At 63.0% G+C, this 19,532-nt stretch carries 18 protein-coding genes; 14 read left to right on the top strand and 4 right to left on the bottom strand.

Annotation, left to right across the window (positions count from 1 at the left end; all coding sequences use genetic code 11):
- Positions 1-94 precede the first annotated feature (94 nt).
- From C1877_RS10245 to fdhD, 8 genes are all read left to right on the top strand, one after another.
- Positions 95-523, top strand: coding sequence for a GntR family transcriptional regulator (locus C1877_RS10245; RefSeq protein ID WP_244909848.1), 429 nt, complete (start codon positions 95-97; stop codon positions 521-523).
- A gap of 23 nt (positions 524-546) precedes the next feature.
- On the top strand, positions 547-1,470 hold the full coding sequence (locus C1877_RS10240) for a slipin family protein (RefSeq protein WP_015539578.1): 924 nt from the start codon (positions 547-549) through the stop codon (positions 1,468-1,470).
- A gap of 131 nt (positions 1,471-1,601) precedes the next feature.
- Positions 1,602-2,504 carry an NrfD/PsrC family molybdoenzyme membrane anchor subunit gene (gene nrfD / locus C1877_RS10235; RefSeq protein WP_041239326.1) on the top strand — a complete coding sequence of 301 codons (903 nt, stop codon included), beginning with the start codon at positions 1,602-1,604 and terminating at the stop codon, positions 2,502-2,504.
- Between the two features lie 47 nt (positions 2,505-2,551).
- The gene (locus tag C1877_RS10230) at positions 2,552-2,983 is read left to right on the top strand and encodes a GntR family transcriptional regulator (protein WP_114569107.1); all 432 of its coding nucleotides are present in this window, start codon (positions 2,552-2,554) and stop codon (positions 2,981-2,983) included.
- 45 nt (positions 2,984-3,028) lie between these two features.
- Entirely contained in the window at positions 3,029-3,952 is a 924-nt protein-coding gene (locus C1877_RS10225; RefSeq protein ID WP_015539580.1) for a slipin family protein, read from the top strand.
- Between the two features lie 475 nt (positions 3,953-4,427).
- Positions 4,428-7,157, top strand: a complete 2,730-nt coding sequence (locus C1877_RS10220; RefSeq protein WP_114569185.1) for a molybdopterin-dependent oxidoreductase — start codon at positions 4,428-4,430, stop codon at positions 7,155-7,157.
- Between the two features lie 14 nt (positions 7,158-7,171).
- A complete protein-coding gene (locus C1877_RS10215) occupies positions 7,172-7,783 on the top strand; it encodes a 4Fe-4S dicluster domain-containing protein (RefSeq protein ID WP_041239328.1) in 612 nt (203 codons plus the stop codon).
- Positions 7,784-7,884: 101 nt separating this feature from the next.
- On the top strand, positions 7,885-8,709 hold the full coding sequence (gene fdhD / locus C1877_RS10210) for a formate dehydrogenase accessory sulfurtransferase FdhD (RefSeq protein ID WP_114569106.1): 825 nt from the start codon (positions 7,885-7,887) through the stop codon (positions 8,707-8,709).
- A gap of 26 nt (positions 8,710-8,735) precedes the next feature.
- Here the strand turns inward: fdhD and C1877_RS10205 are convergent, their stop codons facing one another.
- The 3 genes from C1877_RS10205 to C1877_RS10195 all read right to left on the bottom strand — a co-directional run bounded on the left by C1877_RS10205 (position 8,736) and on the right by C1877_RS10195 (position 12,167).
- Complete coding sequence (locus C1877_RS10205) at positions 8,736-10,007, bottom strand: type II toxin-antitoxin system HipA family toxin (protein WP_041240289.1); 1,272 nt, start codon at positions 10,005-10,007, stop codon at positions 8,736-8,738.
- 5 nt (positions 10,008-10,012) lie between these two features.
- Positions 10,013-10,381, bottom strand: a complete 369-nt coding sequence (locus tag C1877_RS10200; protein ID WP_015539583.1) for a helix-turn-helix transcriptional regulator — start codon at positions 10,379-10,381, stop codon at positions 10,013-10,015.
- A gap of 193 nt (positions 10,382-10,574) precedes the next feature.
- A complete protein-coding gene (locus C1877_RS10195; RefSeq protein ID WP_015539584.1) occupies positions 10,575-12,167 on the bottom strand; it encodes a DEAD/DEAH box helicase in 1,593 nt (530 codons plus the stop codon).
- A 361-nt stretch (positions 12,168-12,528) separates the two neighbouring features.
- Here C1877_RS10195 and C1877_RS10190 point away from each other — a divergent pair, with 361 nt between their 5' ends.
- Genes C1877_RS10190 through C1877_RS10175 form a run of 4 tightly spaced genes read left to right on the top strand, consistent with a single transcriptional unit; the run spans position 12,529 to position 16,474 of the window.
- Entirely contained in the window at positions 12,529-13,551 is a 1,023-nt protein-coding gene (locus C1877_RS10190; RefSeq protein WP_015539585.1) for a FecCD family ABC transporter permease, read from the top strand.
- On the top strand, positions 13,548-14,399 hold the full coding sequence (locus tag C1877_RS10185) for an ABC transporter ATP-binding protein (RefSeq protein WP_114569105.1): 852 nt from the start codon (positions 13,548-13,550) through the stop codon (positions 14,397-14,399). The genes C1877_RS10190 and C1877_RS10185 overlap by 4 nt, the downstream gene beginning before the upstream one ends.
- Entirely contained in the window at positions 14,399-15,340 is a 942-nt protein-coding gene (locus C1877_RS10180) for a Rossmann-like domain-containing protein (RefSeq protein ID WP_015539587.1), read from the top strand. Before C1877_RS10185 ends, C1877_RS10180 begins: the two co-directional genes overlap by 1 nt.
- A 54-nt stretch (positions 15,341-15,394) precedes the next feature.
- The gene (locus C1877_RS10175) at positions 15,395-16,474 is read left to right on the top strand and encodes an ABC transporter substrate-binding protein (protein WP_114569104.1); all 1,080 of its coding nucleotides are present in this window, start codon (positions 15,395-15,397) and stop codon (positions 16,472-16,474) included.
- A 90-nt stretch (positions 16,475-16,564) separates the two neighbouring features.
- Here C1877_RS10175 and C1877_RS10170 read toward each other — a convergent pair whose 3' ends face one another.
- Positions 16,565-17,233, bottom strand: coding sequence for a Crp/Fnr family transcriptional regulator (locus C1877_RS10170; protein ID WP_041239329.1), 669 nt, complete (start codon positions 17,231-17,233; stop codon positions 16,565-16,567).
- A gap of 140 nt (positions 17,234-17,373) precedes the next feature.
- On the opposite strand from C1877_RS10170, the gene C1877_RS10165 reads away from it, so the two are divergent.
- Together C1877_RS10165 and C1877_RS10160 are read left to right on the top strand one after the other, a co-directional pair.
- Positions 17,374-18,255 carry a nucleotide-binding protein gene (locus tag C1877_RS10165; RefSeq protein WP_015539589.1) on the top strand — a complete coding sequence of 294 codons (882 nt, stop codon included), beginning with the start codon at positions 17,374-17,376 and terminating at the stop codon, positions 18,253-18,255.
- On the top strand, positions 18,245-19,531 hold the full coding sequence (locus C1877_RS10160; RefSeq protein ID WP_181813834.1) for a nitrogenase component 1: 1,287 nt from the start codon (positions 18,245-18,247) through the stop codon (positions 19,529-19,531). The genes C1877_RS10165 and C1877_RS10160 overlap by 11 nt, the downstream gene beginning before the upstream one ends.
- Position 19,532 lies beyond the last annotated feature (1 nt).

Raw genomic sequence — 19,532 nt, 5'->3', positions numbered from 1 at the left:
CCTCCCTCCCGGGCTGGCCGCGTGTGGGGCTTCATGCGCTTTGCGACCCTGCGCGGCAGGCGGGGCCGAGAATGCTATCATATGACGATACTACTTGGCGAATGAAGGTGGGGACTATCCGAGCGTGAGTGCCGCCAACCAAACCGTGCAGATTACCATCGACAGCGACAGCGGTATCCCGCTGTGGCTCCAGTTGCGCAATCGCCTGATCTATCTGATTGCCTCGGGCAGGTTCCAGGCGGGCGACAAGCTGCCGACGGTGCGCGAGCTAGCCGTTGACCTGGGCATCAACTACAACACGGTAAGCAAAGTGTACCAGGATATCGAGCGTGACGGCTACATCGTTTCAAAACGCGGCAAGGGCACGTTCGTGGCAGACCAAGGGCCCGCCCAGGCAGAAGAGGCCAAGACCGAAGTTGATTTTCTGACCGACGAGTTCATACGCCAGTGCAGGGAGCTGGGCGTTCCGCGTCACGATATAGCCGACGTGCTGCAGCGAAGGCTGGCGGCGGCAGCCGAATAGCAAGACGTTCGAGGGGAGCAGCGATGGGTTTGTTCAGACGGTCGAAGGGCGAAGCAGAGGCTGACGCCTCCCGCAAGGTGGCCGAGACCGAGCTCGAGGCCAACGACGCCTCCCGCGGAGGCGTTTACCTGTTCTTTCTGGCTATGTTCGCCGCAGGGTTCCTCGCGGTGCTCTTCGCGACGTTCGCGTGGGTGTCGCCGCTGACCATCGCCGCATCTGTGGTGGCCGGGTTCGTGCTGGCCACGTCGGTGCGGGTGGCGCCCCATTGGGAGCGCGTGGCTATCCTGCGTTTCGGCAAGTTCAACCGCATAGCCGGCCCAGGGCTGTACTGCTGCATCCCGTTTGCGGAGTACGCGGCCATCCACGTGGACCAACGCATCATGACAGCCTCGTTCTCCGCCGAAGCCGCGCTCACAGCCGACCTCGTGCCGGTGGACGTGGACGCCATCCTGTTCTGGATGGTGTGGGATGCCGAGAAGGCGTGCCTGGAGGTGGAGAACTACCCGAAGGCCGTGCTGCGTTCGGCCCAGACGGCCATGCGCGACGTCATCGGCCAGCTCAACCTGGCCGACATATCCCTGCGTCGCAAGCAGATCGATCGCGACCTCGAGGATATCCTCGGCAAGAAGTGCGAGCAGTGGGGCGTGACCGTCATGTCGGTTGAGATCCGCGACATCATGATCCCCAAGGAGTTGCAGGACGCGCTGTCGAAGGAGGCCCAGGCCGAGCGCGAGCGCAACGCCCGCATCATCCTGGCCGAGGTGGAGAAGGACATCTCCGAGATGTTCGTGGAGGCTGCCGAGGTGTACGACCGCAACCCCCGCGCCATGAAGCTGCGCGCCATGAACCTGGCCTACGAGGGCGCCAAGGACTCGAAGGGCGTGCTGCTCGCGCCCAGCGCGCTGGCGGACGGCTTCAACGTGGGGCAGGTAGGCGGGGGAGAGTAGGACCTGCGCAGCCCGTCGTCGCTGCGGATTTCCAAAAGGTGTATTCGCCAACTGTCCTAGTATCATAGGTCACTGCTTCATGCTATGATGTCGACAGCGTGTCGACGTGGCAGGATAGGGGGCTTAAGGACGTGGCCAGCTCGTACATCGCGTGGTACCTGTTCTTGGCGGGCGCAGGCGGCGGCGCCTTCGTCATCGGCGCCTTCGTCGACCTGGCACTCCGCTTCAAGGATCCTGCCTGTCTGGCACGTGTGAGTTCTGTGACCGACGCGGGTCTGGTGGCTGGCCCGGCGCTCGTTGCGCTCGGCAGCGTATTCCTCGTTCTCGACCTGGGTGCACCCGAGCGGGCGTTCGCGGTGTTCCTGTCGCCGGTTACGAGTGTGCTTGGGTTCGGCGCCTGGTCCGTCGCTGTGTTCTGCTTCGCGGCGGTCGGGGCGCTCGTGATGGGTATCGTGCAGGACACCCGCACAGGACGTGCCGTTGAGTTCGTTTTGCAGGTTGTCGCCATGGCGGCCGCGTTGTGCGTCATAGGGTATTCGGGCGTGTTCTTGTCGCTGTGGCCAGCCGTACCGTTCCTCAATACTCCGTTCGTGCCGGTGCTGTTCACGGCCTCGGCCCTGGCAACGGGTGCCGCGGTGCTCATCGTGGTGGGCTTCTGCCGCCAGAATCGTCCCGAGGTCGAGGAGGGTCTTGGCGGGCTCGTGATGCTCGACCTTATGCTCGTCGTGGTGGAGGCCGGGGTGCTTGCGGCGTTCTTGCTGGCGAGCGCGCAGGCGGGAGATGCGGTAGGAGCGTCGGCCGATGCGCTTATGACGGGCCGTTTCGCCGGCGCGTTCTGGCTGGGGGCGGTGGGACTCGGGTTGGCCGCTCCCTTCGTGGTAGACGTGGCCAGCCGGCGATCCTTCGATCCGCTTGTGCTCGCCATAGGATCGTGCTGCACGCTGGCGGGCGGCATCTGCCTGCGCTACGTACTGCTTTTGGCCGCCGTCCGGTTCAACCTGGTGGGGATGACCCCGCTGCCGTTTTGGTTGTGAGTGTTTTTCATGGGAGGGCACGCGTGCATGGTACCATGGAGATTGCTATGACCGACACGATCATCGACAAGGACGTCGCTATGGACGCCATGGGCCAGTTTCAAGTGGACGATAACAGCGACATTCCCATCTGGATTCAGATCCGCAAACGCCTCGTATACCTTATTCGCTCCGGCAAGCTTGGCGAGAACGAGCGCCTTCCCTCCGTGCGGGAGCTCTCCGTGCAGCTCGGGGTCAACTACAACACCATTAACAAGGTGTACCAGGACCTTGAGCGCGACGGGTTCATCTTCACGCGGCGCGGCAAGGGTTCCTACGTGGCCGAACGCACGGCGTACGAGGCGCTGGACATCGACGACGAGGTGGAGGCGCTTGCAACGGATTTGGTGGGCCGCGCTTTCGAGAAGGGCATGGAGGCGGACGACCTCGTCGATTTGGTACGGGAGAAGATCGTGCAGCTCACGGGGCGGGCCCGGTAGGCGGGGCCGCAGGCGCCGCCGCGGGCGGCAGGAGGGGTTGGTCATATGCGCAGCAGGAAGCAGGCCGAGGGTGCCAAGGTGCCCGCAGCGGGGCGCCGGGCGCCCGAATTCTCGGGTCCCAAGGCGAAGAAGACGTCGAGAAACGGCGTGTATGCATTCTCTTTCACGGTATTCGCGGTGGTGTTCTGCCTGGTGATTGCTCTTTTCAGCTCCATGCTGTCCGTGCTGGTGGTCTTGGGCGCGGCCGTTGTCGCCACACTCGCCACCTTGAGCGTGCGCGTGGCACCCCAATGGGAGCGTGTGGTGGTGCTCAGGCTGGGTAAGTTCAGTCGCGTGGCCGGACCGGGGCCTTATTTCGTCATCCCTATTATCGAGCACGTTGCCGCTCGTGTCGACCAGCGCATCATCACCACGGCGTTTGTGGCCGAGGAGGCGCTCACGGCAGACCTCGTGCCACTCGACATCGACGCCGTGCTGTTCTGGATGGTGTGGAATCCGAAGGATGCGTGCGTGGAGGTGGAGGATTACTCGTCGGCCATCTGGTGGGCCGCCCAGACGGCTTTACGTGACGCGGTGGGCCGCATTAACCTCGCGGAGGTGGCCACGCGTCGCGCGCAGATCGACCATGAGGTCAAAGAAATTCTCGACGAGAAGACGCGCACCTGGGGCATTACCGTGGTGTCAGTGGAGATTCGAGACATTGCCATCCCGCCCGATTTGCAGGACGCGATGTCGAAAGAGGCCCAGGCCGAGCGCGAGCGCAACGCACGCCTGCTCTTGGCGGAGATAGAGAAGGACATCTCCGAGATGTTCGTGGAGGCTGCCGAGGTGTACGAGGGCAGCGACAAGGCGCTCCAACTGCGCACCATGAGCCTGATCTACGAGAGCGTGAAAGACAAGGGCGGCTTGGTCATCGCGCCGAGCGCTTTTGGCGAGGCATTCAACAATATCGAGAAGTTCCTCAAGTGAGTTTGGCTTAAGCGCCCTGGCTGCCGCGATGCCGACGTCGATGGATGTTGCCTTCGGCTTCCTTGTCCTGAAGGGAGCACGGGGGCTACTGACCGATGTTGCAAGTGTTGCAGATAGACCGCTATAAGAAGATAGAATAATCAATCTGATTGACTGTCATAGTAGACCATGATACTCTGACACCAATGAAACTGGCGTATGTTCGCCGGGGGAGGGGGTACCATGGGCGAGGTCTTCATCTCTTACTAGCAGAATTCCAACGACTAATTTCAAAAGTGCAAATCGGGGTACTGCCTCGGTTGAATTCGCACATGCTCATCCGGCCAAATGGTTCGCCCGGTGGCCGGTGGGCGAAGTGCTGCCAAGTGTTGACCTGCGAGAACGCTAGGAGAAAGGATGGTGGGCGAAAGGGCGCTGCAGGTGCGCCCCGGCAACGAGCAATGTGAGCGATGTAGAGGAGGACGAGGAGGAAGCGATGAGCAAGGAGAGCGTGAGCATCAGTCGCCGCGGCTTCGTGGCGGGAGCGGGTGCGGCGGCGTTGGGCGCCGGTATGGCTGGCACGATTGCCGGTTGCGCGCCGAAAGGTGAGAAAAAGCCGGACGAGGCGTCATTGTCGGTTCAGCAAGCCTACGATCCGGAAGCCGGGGAATGGATTCCTACGACATGCAACATGTGCTTCAACAACTGCTCGATCAAGGCGCGCGTCATCGATGGCGTGGTGGTGGAGTTGACGGGGAATCCTGACAGCTCAATCGGTCGTGGACATATCTGCGGCAAGGGCGCTGCGGGCATCATGCAGCTCTATGATCCCAACCGTGTGACCAAGCCCTTGAAGCGAACCAATCCCAAGAAGGGCTTCGACGAGGATCCGGGTTGGGAGGAGATCAGCTGGGACGAGGCCTACGAACTGGTGGACAAACATGTGAAGGAGGCTATCGAGCGCAGCGGCCCTCACGCCGTTACCGGCATGTCCATGGTGGCTAGCCAGATAGGTTCGCTTGTGCGTCACACGGCGCTTGGCGTGATCTACGGCAATGCCGAGGGCAGTTGCTCGGACATCTGCGGTGCGGGCGTCCATCAGCTCGAATACTTTTTTACCGGAACAGGCAATGCACGTCCCGACTACACCAACTGCAACTACGTCATCCAGTTCGGAACCAATGCTGGAACGGCCACGCGACATGGTTTCAATATGACTGTCGAGCCGTTTGCCGAGCGTCGCAAGAATGGGTTGCGCCATGTGGTTTTCGATCCCCATATGGGCGCTGCGGGAGAAAAGGCGGATCTTTGGGTGCCTCTGCGTCCCGGTACCGATGCTGCCGTTGCCCTTGCTATTGCCTATGTGCTTGTGCATGAGGAGAATCTCATTGATAGGGAGTTTCTCACGAACCGAACCAACGGTCCTTCTCTCGTTGACTTGGAAACCAAGCGTATCGTCTTCGACGAGAAGACGGGGCATTCGCTTTATATGGACGCTGACGGCGCGGCAAAACCCTACGACCAATGCAGTGCGCCTCAGCTTGAGGGCTCTTTCGAGGTAGACGGCAAGCAATGTTCCACGGGTTTTACCCTGTACAAAGAGCATCTAAGGACTTATACCCCCGAGTACCAAGAGGGGATAACCACGGTGCCTGCCGCTACGGTTCGCCAGATTGCCAAAGAGCTCGGAGAGGCGGCCTGTATCGGGCAGACCACCCAGATCGACGGGGTGACGTTGCCCTACCGACCTGCGGCCGTGGATGCATTTTCCGGCATCACGCGCCACAAACATGCTTTTCTTACCTGTTGGGCTGTGTTCAGCTTGAATAACCTTATCGGCGCGACGAACGCGGTCGGTGGGTTCTGCGGCTTCGATCCCATCTGCAATGGTTGGACAGACAGCAATCCGAATATGTCGTGGCGTCCCGGACTGTGGGAGCCCGAGGGTCTCATCGACTGTGCAGGGCTCTTGCTCGCGTTCCCCAACTCCTACTATAAGAAGGTTTACGAGAGTGACTATACGCCCACAACCATGGGCATGATGGAGCTGCAGCCCATCTCCGAGGACAACCACTTCGAGCATATCGCCCAAGCGCATCCTGATCTGTACCACACGCAAGCGGCCGAGGTGGCTCTCTGCTACGCGTGCAATCCTATCAAGTGGTGGGGCAACTACGATGAGCAGGCCGAGATATTCAAGGGCTACCAGTACGTGGTGGGCATCGATATGTTTCTGAACGAGTCGTCCTATTTCTACGATGTGTTCCTGCCCGAGTGCTGCTATCTTGAGCGCACCGAGCCGCTGCCGCACGCCTCAGGCAACCATCGCGTCATCGGTGGTTTGGAGAATCCATGGACCGTGCCCGTGTGGCAGAAAGTTGTCGAGCCGAAGGACGGAGCGCCGTCGAGCTGGGAGCTTTTTAGCGAGCTCGCCAGTCGTGCCGGTAAGAACGCCGAGTTCATTGCAACGCTCAACGGCATGTTCCGCGTTAAGGACGAGTACTCCGTGCCGCTCGATCAGAAGCTTGACGTAGAGGCCTTTGCCGACTCTATTCTGAAATCAAACATTGACGAGAAGCACGACTTCGCATGGCTTAAGGAGCATGCGGTGTACGATCATCCGCGAACGGTGGACGAAGTGTACATCTGGGCGAACGGTGATCCAGGACGCGTGCCCCTTTACTTTGACTTCATGCTGGAAGCGAAGGGAAAGGTAGAGGCTAAGGCGGCTGAACTGGGCATACCATGGGAGACCGAGGACTATCAGGCTCTGCCCGATTGGAAGCCCGGCTGTGGGCATGAGGTGGTCGATCACGCCTTCGACATTTTGCCCGTGTATTACACCGACGCTATCAATACCGACTCGTGGCTCATGGAGAACCCTTACATCAATGAGATCAACGAGGCCAATCCCTATGGTTACACCATCGAGATCAACGCCGCTACGGCTGCGGCGAAGGGGCTTGCCACCGGCGACAAGGTGCGGCTCGTCACTACCGAAGGCGTATCGGTTGAGGGGGTGCTGGCCACGTCTGAGGGCGTGCACGCAGAGTGTGTGGCCGTCATCGGTGGACATTGGGGCTCTAAGTCGGCCTATATGCCCAATGCGAAGGACAAGGGAGTTCCTGTGGTGCATCTTGTTCCCGGTCAGACTCCTGACCGCATGGACCATGTGTGTTCGGCGTTCGACCAGTGCGTCCGCATCAAAATCGAGAAGATCGCGTAGAGGGGGTGAGAACCATGACGTACGGAATGCTTATCGATTTGAAGAAATGCGTCGGTTGCCATGCGTGTGCGGTGGCCTGCAAGGAAGCGCATGGAACGCCTCCTGCTGTGATGAGGTCGCATGTGGAGCGTGCGTTCGAGGGAACGTACCCTCAAGCGGTGAAGCATGTTGTGCCCATGTTGTGCATGCATTGCGAAAATGCACCGTGTATCGCGGCCTGTGCCGTGGAGGGTGCTACGTACAAGCGCGATGACGGTATCGTGATGATCGACAAGGAGAAGTGCATCGGTTGCAAGGCGTGCATTACGGCCTGCCCCTATGCGGCCCGGTACTATGTCGAGAGCGAGGGCGGCTATTTCGGTTCCGAGCTCAATGAGTACGAGGCTCTTATGTATCCCACCATGCCCAAAGGCTCGGTCGACAAGTGCACATTCTGCGTCGAGCGAATCGATGCTGGCAAGGGCGAGGTGCAAGCGTGCGTGGCTGCCTGCCCGGCCGGCGCGCGCGTGTTCGGTGACTTGGAAGAGCTCAAGAAGCAGGCTGTAGAGAAGGATGGCTTCCAGCTTTTGCCCGAAGAGGGCACGAACCCGGCCGTGTGGTATGTGCCGAACGTGAGGAACGAGTAAGAGAGACCTACTCCCTTCCCTCCCTGGGGCGGCAGGCATCGTGGCTGGTTTGCCGCCCTACTGTAGGGAAACGACGATGGTGACGGAGAGGGGGATGCGCGATGAGGCACGTGAGCAATGCGATCATGGAGGTTTCCCGATCGCGAGAGAACGCGCATGCGGTGTTGCTCGTGGAGCGTTTCGACGGCGGGCGGTTCGCCGAGCGGCCCGACTTCGTCGTGCAGGAAGTGAGCATCGAGGTGTTCTTGGACGGTCGCCCGACCTTTCGCGGCACCTGCTCTCCGTGGGATGTCGAAGACCTCGTGGTGGGGCGCCTGTTCTTGGAGGGCGCTATCGTCGAGATGGACGACGTCGTGTCGATTGAGGTCGATTTGGAGGGCGGGCGTGTTGATGTGCTCACCCGCCCGCGTGGCCGTCGGACCGGGGACGGGTGCGTCATCGTGCCATTTGGCAGCCTGCCGGGGCGTGCTCCGGCAGGCGTGCCGGTCGCGGCGCGCCCGCTGTCCGACATGCAGGTGGCGGCTGCCACGGTGAACGCTGCCATCGCGCTGTTGGAGCGCCAGTCGCTCTTGTTCAGGAAAACGGGCGGTGTGCACAGTGCTGCTTTGGCCGACATGCGTGGTCGCGTGCTGGCTTGGCGCGAGGATATCGGCCGACACAGCGCCTTGGATAAGCTCGTCGGCTGGTGCGTGTGCTCTGGCGAGCGTGCGGCCGAGTGTATGGTGCTGTTCAGTGGGCGTGTGCCGCTAGAGATCGTGGCGAGAGTGGCCGCGCTCGGCTGTCCTCTTGTAGTGTCGCCCGGAGCTCCTACAAACCTCTCCATCGAGCTTGCCGAGCGAAGCGGCCTTACCCTTGTCGGTTTCGCCAAGCATGGTCGCTTCAACGTGTATTCCCACCCCGAGCGTATTGTGGAATGGGAGAGGTGAGGCTTCCGAGGTTGACGAAGCCTTTTTCAAAGCCGATTGAGCGTTGCCTTGCAGAGTTCCACCAGCGGGCGCTCCAGATGCTCGCGTAACTCGTCGGCTCCTGGAGCAGCCTGCGCGTCGTCGAAAGCGCCATCAAGGTTGTCCAGCACGTCTTGGGCGAGTTCCGCCATGAGCTCCACGCAGGCGGCTTCGCCGAGGCCGAAGCGCGAGAGGTCATTGGCCTGGGCATAGCGCTTGAGGGCGTTTCGCGAGGTGTGGCCAACCCTGTTCTCGCCTCCGATACTCATCGCCAGACGCGCTTTGCGTCGCAGCTCGTCGTAGGCGAGGCCGGAGGCGACGTCGTAAAGAGGGGCCACAAGGGCATCGCGTCCAGTGCCGAGTAGCAGCGAGAAGTTCTTAGCATGGGCATCCGGCGCTCCGATGAGGCAGTTGAAGAACAGCATCGCGGTGAATAGGTGGACGTTTCTCGCTGCTTGCGTGGTCGAGCTTATGACGCGGATGATGTCCGACGCTCCCGGACCTCCGTATTCGGGGTACTTGTTCTCGGGGAGTATGCCGAGTATCTGGCAGAAATCTTCCTGATGGAGACGCACGATGCGGCCGTCCGGCGCCTTCACGCGGTCATAGCGCTCGATAACGATAGCGGGCTCGCCCTCGAACACTTCGTAGCTTGTGTTTGCGGCGGGAAGGCCGCACCGGCTGGCAAGACGCATGCAGACGAACTCGTTCAGGGCCTGCAGGCGGAAGCCATGCACGCCGTTTTTGAAGATGTGGGTCGTTGGCGCTGAGCCATGGCAGGCGAACCATCGGCCGTCATGGCGTGCGAGTGCGAATTTTCCCTGGTTGCCGCCAAGGGACCAATGCTCGTGCGTGCCGAGCCACGAGTCTTCACGGTGTTCGCGCAAGGTGGCGAGTCGCCGCGCGATGGTTTCGTCATCAATGGGCTCGAGCTTCTCCTGACGTGTGGCGAGGATTGCGGTCTCGCAGGGTTTGCAGAACTGCACGGCGCCCGGGCAGTCGAGGCCAATATTCTCCAACAGGGAAAAGGGGTTGTCGCTTCGCACATCGAACTCGAGGCCGATGTTCCTGCGCACGCTCCTGTCGTCCGGCAGCAGCCCGAAAAGGAATGGCTGCACGACGCGATGGGGGAACGTGCGGTTGGACACGGGCATGGAGAACGACAGCGGGATGCCATCGTAATCAAGATCGTAGCGGAAGCTGATCTGGCCGCTGCTGCCTTGTGCGAGCTCTCCGGCAGGCTGGCCGCAGATGAAGACGAGCAGAGATGCTTCGGCCATGTCGGTCACCGCCCTTCTTGCGCATAAGCCGCTTGGCGCAAGGCCGCTCGAGCTATGTCGTCGTAGGCGTCTTGGTAGGACGGCTTCCGGTCATCTTCCACCAGCGGCGCGTGTGCGGTTTGGGCTGCGGGCCGCTGGCCCTCTTCCGGCTCCGACGGCCACGCGATCGATATCGTCATGCCGAGCGCTTCGAGAATACGGAGTGCCTTGTCGAAGGCGATGCCATCGGCATCGCCCATTTCCAAGCTCGTAATAAGCCGTCGCGATACCTGAGCCGCCTCGGCGAGGCTGGCTTGGGAGAGACCAAGCTGCAAGCGTCTTTTCCGCACGGCTTGGCCGAGGCGACGGGGAAGCCCGATGACGTCTGAGGGCATGGGATCCTCCTTGCGTGGTCGGAATGCATTCGTTGTTTATGCGCATTATACTGCACATAGAGAAAAGCGCAATATTTTGCTCATTACGATATGCGCACTATGTTGCGCATTTTGCGGGGCAGCTTTGCCTGCAAAACGAGGACGAGCCGCGTCGGCGGCTCGTCCTCGTTAGCGTGCGCGTTTTGCTGTGTTCTTAGAACCGCTCGGCGGCCTCGTGCTTCTCGCTCTTGGCGAAGCGGCTGTAGTCGTAGCCGCCGGTGCCGTTGCCCTTCTTGGAGCGCTGCTTCTTCGCGGGCTTGCCGCCCTCGCGGTACGGCTTGTCGAAGCTCTTCTCGCCGCGGGCGGAGGCGGGCTTGCCGGAGCGGTCGGAGCGCTTGCCCGGCTTGCCGGCATTCGCGCGGTCGAAGCCGCCCTTGCCGGAGCGCGGGGCCTCGGCACGCTCGAAGCGCTTGCTTCCCTTGGACTCGCCGCCTTCGGCAGCGTAGCTTTTGCCGGCCGGCTTGCCGTCCTTGCGGTCGTCGGACTTGCGGTAGCCGCCCTTGCCGGCGGGCTTGCCGTACGACTTGCCCGCAGAGCGCTTGCCGTAGGGCTTCGAGCCGCCGCTCTTGGAGCCGCCCTGGCGCGCGCCGCCCTTCTTCTGCTTCAGCAGCGTCGGGTCAAGCTCGTAGGTTTCCAGCTCCATGAACGGGATGTCCTTGCCGATCAGGCGCTCGATGTCGCGCAGCGTGCGGCTGGTCTCGCGGGTGACGAACGAGATGGCGTAACCCTTCTCGCCCGCGCGGCCCGTGCGGCCGATGCGGTGCACGTAGTCCTCGGGCATGTCGGGCAGGTCGAAGTTGATCACATGGTCCACGTCGGGCACGTCGATGCCGCGCGCCAGCACGTCGGTGGCCACGAGGATGGACGTCTTGCCGCGGCGGAAGTTCTCCAGCGCACGACGGCGGGCGCCCTGGCTCTTGTCCGAGTGGATGGACTCGGCGCGGAAGCCGGCGTCGCACAGCGCCTCGGCGCAGTCCTCGGTGCGGTTCTTCGTGCGGGCGAACACGATGATGCGCTCAGAGCCCTTCTCGCGCAGCACGGCCTCCAAGAGCTCGGGCTTGTTGAAGTTCTTGATGGGCATCATGAACTGCTCCACCGTCTTGGCCGTCTCGCCGTTGCGGGCGATCTCGACCATGGCGGGGTCGTTCAGAAGCGAGCCCAGGTTCTTCTGGATGGACTGGTCGATGGTGGCCGAGAACAGAAGCGTCTGGCGGCACTCGGGCGTGGCGTCCACGATGGTGGTCACGTCGGGCAGAAAGCCCATGTCCAGCATGCGGTCGGCCTCGTCCAGCACGAGCACCTCCACGCTGGACAGGTTCACCACGCCGCGCTTCATGAGGTCCTTCAGGCGCCCGGGCGTGGCGATGAGCACGTCGGTGCCGCCGCGCAGCTCCTTGATCTGGGGGCCGTAGGGCGTGCCGCCGAACACCGTGGTGGTGAAGTGGCGGGTCTGGCGCGAGATCTGCATGCACGTGCGGGCGATCTGCTGGGCGAGCTCGCGGGTGGGGCTCACCACCAGCACGCGCGGGGCGCGGTTGCGGCCCTTCACGCGGGGAAGCGTGCTCAAGATGGGCAGCAGGAACGCGGCCGTCTTGCCGGTGCCGGTGGAGGCGGCGGCGATGAGGTCGCGGCCTTCCAGAACCAGCGGGATAGCCTGCTCCTGGACAGGCGTGGGGTTCTCGTAGCCCAGCTTCTCCACCGCCGCGAGGGCGTCTTTGGACAAGCCGAGGTCGGCGAATTTCGTCATAAGGGTATTCCGTTTCTCTTCGACGGGCGTCCGCCTCTGCGGAACCGCTCCGTGGTCGCACCCGCTCCAGCGGCGTGCCTTGCGCTTGACTCGAGCCGCTTTCTGCATCCGTGAGCGTCATCAGCGTGCGCAAAAGAGAAACAAGAAAGAATTTCGTGCAAAGCGATTTACCAGTATGGGGGTTCGCGGGGTATGCGGCGATGGGAATCTGGCGAAAGCCCCGGTTGTGCGCGAAACTCCACAAATGGCGAAGGGGTCGAGCCGTGTCGAAAAATTTCTCGGTTCGTGGCTTTTCCAACAGATTATTCCGAAATAAATATTATTCTCATACTAGTATATATTTTGGAGAGGCAAGGGGACTATGGCTTCGAAACGTTCGTCAGCGGGAGCGATCGTCATCGCGGTGGCCGTGATGGTCGTGTTGTTCTTCGGTTCGTTCATGGTCGGGCAGTATCCCATCGATCCGGTGGGGGTTGTCGAGATCATCGGCGCCCAGCTGTTCGGCTTCGACTGCTCGCAAAGCGACATGGCCCAGACCATTGTGTGGAAAGTGCGCCTGCCTCGCATCTGTGCCGCGCTGCTGGTGGGCGCGGCGCTTTCCATTGCCGGCGCCGTGTACCAAGGGCTTTTCAAGAACCCCATGGTTTCGCCCGACATATTGGGCGCCTCGTCGGGCGCGGGATTCGGCGCGGCGCTGGCCATCCTTTTGTCGCTTCCCTATGCGTTCATCCAGGTGAACGCATTCGCGTTCGGCATCGTGGCCGTGGGGCTGGCCTACTTCGTGTGCCAGCGCGTCAGCCGTGGCAAGGATGCCATTCTCATGCTGGTGCTGGGCGGCATGATAGTGTCCACGCTGTTCTCGTCGTTCATCACGTTGACGAAGTATGTGGCCGATCCTGACAGCAAGCTGCCCGAGATCACGTACTGGCTCATGGGCAGCCTGTCCACGGTGAACCTTCAAGACATCTTGTTCTTGCTGCCGCCCCTTCTCATCGGCATCGCACCTTTGGCCTTCCTACGCTGGCAGCTTAACGCCATGGCTTTCGGCGACGAGGAGGCGCAGGCCATGGGTTTGAACGTGAAGCGGCTGCGCGGGCTGTTCATCCTGTGCGCGACGCTGCTCACGGCGGCTTCGGTGGCCATCGCCGGCATGATAGGGTGGATAGGGCTCATTATCCCGCATATGGCCCGGTTCATCGTGGGGCCGAACTGCAAGGTGCTCCTGCCCATGTCGTTCTTGGTGGGCGGCAGCTTCCTCTTGCTGGTGGACAACGTGGCGCGCAACCTGTTCACCGTCGAGATCCCGCTGGGCATTCTCACGTCCATTATCGGCGCGCCGTTCTTCTTCTACCTGTTGCTGAAGAGAAAGAAGGAACAGCTATGATCTTGGAGGCACGCGGCGTATGCGCCGGGTACCGCGACGTCGGCATCGTGCACGACGTGAGCTTCGAGCTGGAGAGCGGGGAGGTGCTGTGCCTGCTGGGACCTAACGGCGTGGGGAAGACGACGCTGTTCAAGTCGCTTCTGGGCTTCATCCCGTTCTCGGCAGGCGGGCTGTATGTGGACGGGCGCGCGGTGGACCACCGCCGCCGGAAGGAGACGGTCTTGCTCATCGGCTGCGTGCCCCAGGTGCACGAGCCGCCGTTTCCGTTCGTGGTCATCGATGTGGTGGTCATGGGTTCCATCGCGCGGACCGATGCGTTCGCGGGGCCGGGACGCGACGCGTTCGACGAAGCCGACGAGCTGCTGGAGCTGCTGGGCATAGCGTATCTGCGCAACCGTGTGTACACCGAGATCAGCGGCGGAGAGCGGCAAATGGTGCTCATCGCCCGCGCGCTCATGCAGAACCCGTCGTTCCTCATGATGGACGAGCCTACGTCCAGCCTGGACTTCGGCAACCAGATGCGGGTGCTCGCGCAGATCTGCGCGCTCGCCCATCGCGGCGTGGGGATCATCATGACGTCGCACTTCCCCGACCATGCGTTCCTGTGCTGCGACAAGGCGGCCGTCATGAGCCGCACGAGCCCGTTTCGCGTGGCGGATGTGGGCGACATCGTGTGCGAGGAGACTTTGGAGGAGGCGTACGGCATTCCCGTGAAGGTGGCGTCCCTCGATGTGCCGGAGCATCCCGACGGGACGGTGACCACGTGCGTGCCGCTGTTGAAGACGAAGGCGCATCCGTGTCCGTGCGGGGAAGAGGGCTTGTTCGGCGTTGACGGGAGGGTACGGTGATGTGCGGCAAGCCGAACGGCTTCGTGGCAGCAGACGCGCCTCGTAGCTTGCATGAGCTGATAGAGGAAACGCTGCGCATCACCTGCGCAGATGGTCTGATACCTACCGTGAGGCGCTTGTGTTTCGGTGCGCGGTGGGCCGTAGTTGAGCTGTCGGATGGACGCGCGGGGCGTGCGTTCACGTTCAACGGCCAGCATGCGGTGTATGGGGCGCTCGACTTCGAGTACATGAGGAGCCTGCAGAGCTTAACGGGCGTGCATGCGGACGATGCGGTGGCGCAGTTATTGGACGAGGGCGTGTGTGGGATTACCCCGGGGGCGGCCGATGATGCGGCGTATTGCTCGCTTCGCCGCAGCGTGGCGCTGGCGGTTGCGAATGCGCTTTCGTGCGAGGTGAATGCACCCGAGGCGCTGGCTGAGCGCGGCTTTGCCGTCTCGGATCCGTTCGACCGGTCGTTTTTACGTTCCGACGACGCCGTGGTGCTGGTGGGTGCGGGCATGCTGCTGCGGGAGGCGGCCGCCATGTGCGCCTCGCTCGACGTGGTGGACCTGCGTCCGCGTGCCGCGCTGCAGAGCGTGCTCCTGGATGCCGATGGCGTGCACACCGGTCCGGGCACGGTGCGGTTCCATGGCGTGGAGGATACCGCGGCGCTTGTCGCGCAGGCCGATGTCGTGGGTATAACGGGATGCGCGCTGGAGAACGACAGCCTGTTCGACATCGCCCGCCTGCCGCGGCGCGCGCGGGAGTTCGTGGTGTTCGGGCCGTCCGCGCAAGCGCCGATGGAGTTGTTCGCCGCTCTGGGTGCAACACGCGTCCTGGCGAGCCGCATTGTGGATGCGGATGCCCTTATCGAGGGCATGTTGGAGGCCTTCGACGCCGCCGGACCGCGCAGCGCGACCGAAGGCTCTGTGGTGACCATGCCCGAGCAGGGCAGGGAGTAACGGCGTGCGCCCGTAGGTTCGTCCGCGGGCGCGGGAGGAAAGGATGCATTGTCGATGAGTCAGAACATGAACCTGCTCACGCGTAGGCGCTTCGTCGAGCTGCTGGCTGCGGCCGGCGTGGCTGCGACGGGCACTATGGCGTTGGGCGGCTGCGCGCAGCAGGAAGAGGGACCGAAGCCGGCCGACGGCCAGGCCCCCGAGACGGTCTCGGGTACCGTCGTGGACGCGAAGGGCAACGAGTTCGCCATCCCCGAGAGCGTGGAGCGCATTGCCATCACGTGCAACGGCGGCACCACCCACGAGGTGGCCATCTTCGGCGCGGCGGACAAGATCGTGGCACAGCCCTCCATGAAGAAGTTCCCGCAGCTGCTGAAAATGTACCCGCAGTTCAACGACGTGGTGAACGCCGGCTCGTTCGATGACCTCAATATCGAGGCCCTGGTGGCAACCGAGCCTGACGTGGCGCTTGTGGGCGTGAGCTCCGACAAGGGCAACGCGCAGATCGCCGAAGTGGGAATCCCCACCTACGTCATGCTCATCGGATGGGCGGCCATCGATACGCTCAAGCAGGAGTTCCTGAACGTGGGCAAGATCCTCGGCAACGAGGAGAAGGCGCAACGGCTGGTCGACCACTGGAATGCCACGCTGGGCGATTTGGAGAAGAAGGTTGCGAAGATACCTGCGGGCGACCGCAAAAAGGTATATTACCTAAGCGGCGCCGACATCACGAAGGCGAACACCGGCGACTGGGGCCGCACGTGGATCAATGCGATAGGCGCCGACTTCGCCGTGCCCGAGGCCGATCTCAACGGCGACGTGACTGTGGAGAAGGCGCTCGAATGGGATCCGGATGTCATCGTCGTGCAGGGCGGCAGCAATCTCGACGAGCTCTACGGCGCCGAGCAGGTGCAGGATCTCAAGGCCATCAAGAACAAGCAGGTATTCTCCATCCCCATCGGCGGCTTTTGGTGGGATCGCCCGAGCCCCGAGGCGACGCTCGGCTTCTTGTGGCTGGCCCAGACGGTGTATCCCGAGTATAGGGGGGACGTCGATCTGGCGGCAGAGACCAAGGACTTCTTCAAGGAGTTCTACGGCTACGATCTCTCCGACGACGAGTACGCGTCGTTCTTCTAAGCGTTCCCCTTCCCTGGAACGGCCCCGGGTGCTGTGCCGAAGCCGCCGCACCGCCCGGGGCGCAAGCAGCTGCGGGGACGCGGGAGGCGGCTACGGCAGGCGGTGGAGCTCGAAATGCTTGCGGGAGAAGGTGAGGTAGCCGTCTTTCTGGAGGCGGCTCAGCTCGTGGGAAAGGGCGCTGCGCTCCACGTAGAGCGCGTCGGCGAGTTCTTGCCGGGTGTAGGGGATGTCGAATGCGGAGCTGCCGTGGAGCGCTGCCTGGTCGGATAGGTAGGCAAGTACCTTCTCGCGCGTGGAGCGGTTCGATACGATGCCCAGCTTGCCCAGTAAATCGGCGTTCATCTGCAGGGTGATGCGGGCCAGGTTCTCGCGGATACGGTTGACGTGCACCATGCAGCACGGCTTGGCTTCCACATGCCGCTCGAGGTTGAACTGCAGCAGCGTGCACGGGCTGCTGGCAACGACGTCGGCGGGCAAAGGGAGGTTCAGCTTGAAGAACTGCTCGGCTGCGAGTACCGAGCCGGCGGCGTATTCGCCCAAGATGGGGCGGTTGCCCCAGTAGTCGTTGCTCACAAGCTGGGCGCGCCCCTCGCAGAGGTAGCCGGTGCTGCGCTGCGTCTCGCCGCGGCCCAGGATGCGCTCGCGTTTGCTGAACGTGGCAAGCGTCGCATTGAGGCAGGAGAGCACATGGGGGACCTTCTCGACCGGAACGCCTTCGAACAGCGGGAGGTCGGCGGTGAGGGCGGCAAGGTCGGACACGGGGGCAGCTCCTTCGGCTTTTGGTGGTAAAACCAACTGAAATTATCCTGGTTCCTGCATTATCTTACTTCAAGGATTAATAAGAGGCAAGAATGGCTCGGTATTTCGCAGGGAAGCGCACGGGGAAGGGATGGGACGCGATGTTGAGAATCGCGGTGTACGGAAAAGGCGGCATCGGGAAGTCGACGACGGTGTCCAACCTGGCGGCCGTGTTGGCGCTGCGGGGGTACACGGTCATGCAGATCGGGTGCGATCCGAAGGCTGACTCCACGTACGTGCTCATGCACGGCGAGCGCATTCCCTCGGTGCTCGACCTCATGCGGAAGACGGCGAACCCCACGCTCGAGGACGCCGTGCACCGCGGTTTCGCAGGCGTGCTGTGCGTGGAGGCGGGCGGGCCGACACCGGGAACGGGATGCGCGGGGCGCGGTGTCATCACGGCGTTCGAGCAGCTTGCCGCGCTGCACGCCTACGAGGAGCTCGCGCCGGATATCGTGCTGTACGACGTGCTGGGAGATGTGGTGTGCGGCGGCTTCTCGCTGCCGCTGCGCGGCGAGCGCTCCGACGTGGTGTACGTGGTCACGTCGGGCGAGATGATGTCGATGTATGCGGCTTCGAACATCGCGCAGGCCCTTGAGCGGTTCAAGGCGCGCGACTACGCGCGCTTCGGAGGCCTGGTGCTGAACCGGCGCGACGTGGCCGATGAGCGCGCACTGGTTGAGAGTCTGGCAGACGAGCTGGGGACGGGCATTGTGGCCGATGTTCCGCGCTCGGCAGACGTCCACGCGTGCGAGCAGGAAACGCTCACGGTGGTCGAGGGCGCCCCTGCAAGCGCGGCGGCGCGTGCCTATGGGGCCTTGGCCGATGCCGTGCTGGACGAGGCGGGATTGCCCCGCGCGAAGGCGGGAATCGCAGGGGGGCCGAGCGAGAAGGCTGCCGTGCCGACGTCGAATGCGAAGGCGGCCGCTGCGGCGGCGTTTGCGGGCGGGCCCAAGGCAGAGGGGGTCAGCCGTGGCCTCTGACCTGTCGTACTTCATCCCGCACCACGGCCGTCCCAAGGTGTCGCTGTGCATTCCGGAGAGCTTCAACCTGTACGTGTGCCCTCCCTCCTGCGTGCGGCGCGTGTCGATCCGTGCGCTGCGCAACGACACGCGCGGGGCGATGGGCTTTCTGTTCCTCACCGAGGCCGACGTGGCCACCGGCGCGTACGAGCACGCCGTTGCCGAGGCTGTCGCCGAGGCGCTTACAACGCTCGAACGGCCTCCGCGTGCGTTCTTCATCCATCTGAACTGTATCGATGACTTTCTCGGCACTGATGAGGACGCCCTGCTCGACGAGCTGCGCGCACGGTTCCCGGGCCTCGGATTCGCCGTGGTGCACATGAACCCCATTGCCGCCGACCGGGGGCTGTCCACGGGGCTGCGCATCCACGATAGGCTCTACAGCATGCTTCAGCCAACGTCGCACCGCGATAGCGCCGTGAACCTCGTGGGGACGTTCGCCGATATCGGGGGCGACTGCGAGTTGTTCGAGGTGATGCGGGCCTGGGGCGTGCGCGAGGTGCGCCAGCTTTTCTCGTGCGCGGACTTCGAGGCGTACCGGCGGCTGGCGTCAAGCCGGCTGAACGTGGTGTTGGCGCACATCGGCTCGTATGCGGCGGAGAACATGGAGAGGCGCCTGGGCATTCCGCGCGTCGACGCGCCGGTGTCCTACGACTTGGACGAGATAGGGCGGCAGTACCGCGCGATCGGCTCAGCGCTTGGACAGGCCGGCGGGGTGGTCGATGGGACGTGCTCGCAAGAGGGTCGGGCGTTCGAGGGGCGCCAGGCACCGTCATCGGCGGCCGATGACGAGGCGGCCCGCCTGCTTGCGCAGGCCGAGGGTGCGGCGTGGGATGCGGTCGCGCGTGCGCGCGAGGCTTTGGGCGACACGCCGGTCATCGTGGACTCCTCTGCCGCCATGCGCCCGTTCGCGTTGGCGAAGGCGTTGGCGGGTTACGGGTTCTCCGTGTGCGCCGTGTTCGCGTTGCATGAGAAGGACGACGACGCCGAGGAGCGTGCCTGGGTTGCCGCGCAGGTGCCCGGCATTGCCGTCGTGCGTGGCGAGAGCTACGAGGGCATCCTCGATCTGGGGCTGCCCGCCGACGCCGTGTGCATCGGCTTCGACTGCGCCTACCTGCTGAAGGCGCGGCGCTTCGTGGACGTGCAGAAGGACGAGGGCTTGTTCGGATACCAGGCCGTGCGGCGGCTCATGCGGCTGATGGAAGCCGCACTCGACGGCGATACGGTTTGGGAGTGAT

This window comes from Gordonibacter pamelaeae (assembly GCF_003340385.1).
GTDB lineage: Bacteria > Actinomycetota > Coriobacteriia > Coriobacteriales > Eggerthellaceae > Gordonibacter > Gordonibacter pamelaeae.
The sequence above is the reverse complement of the archived record's forward strand: the minus strand, read 5'-3'. Positions and strand labels throughout refer to the sequence as shown.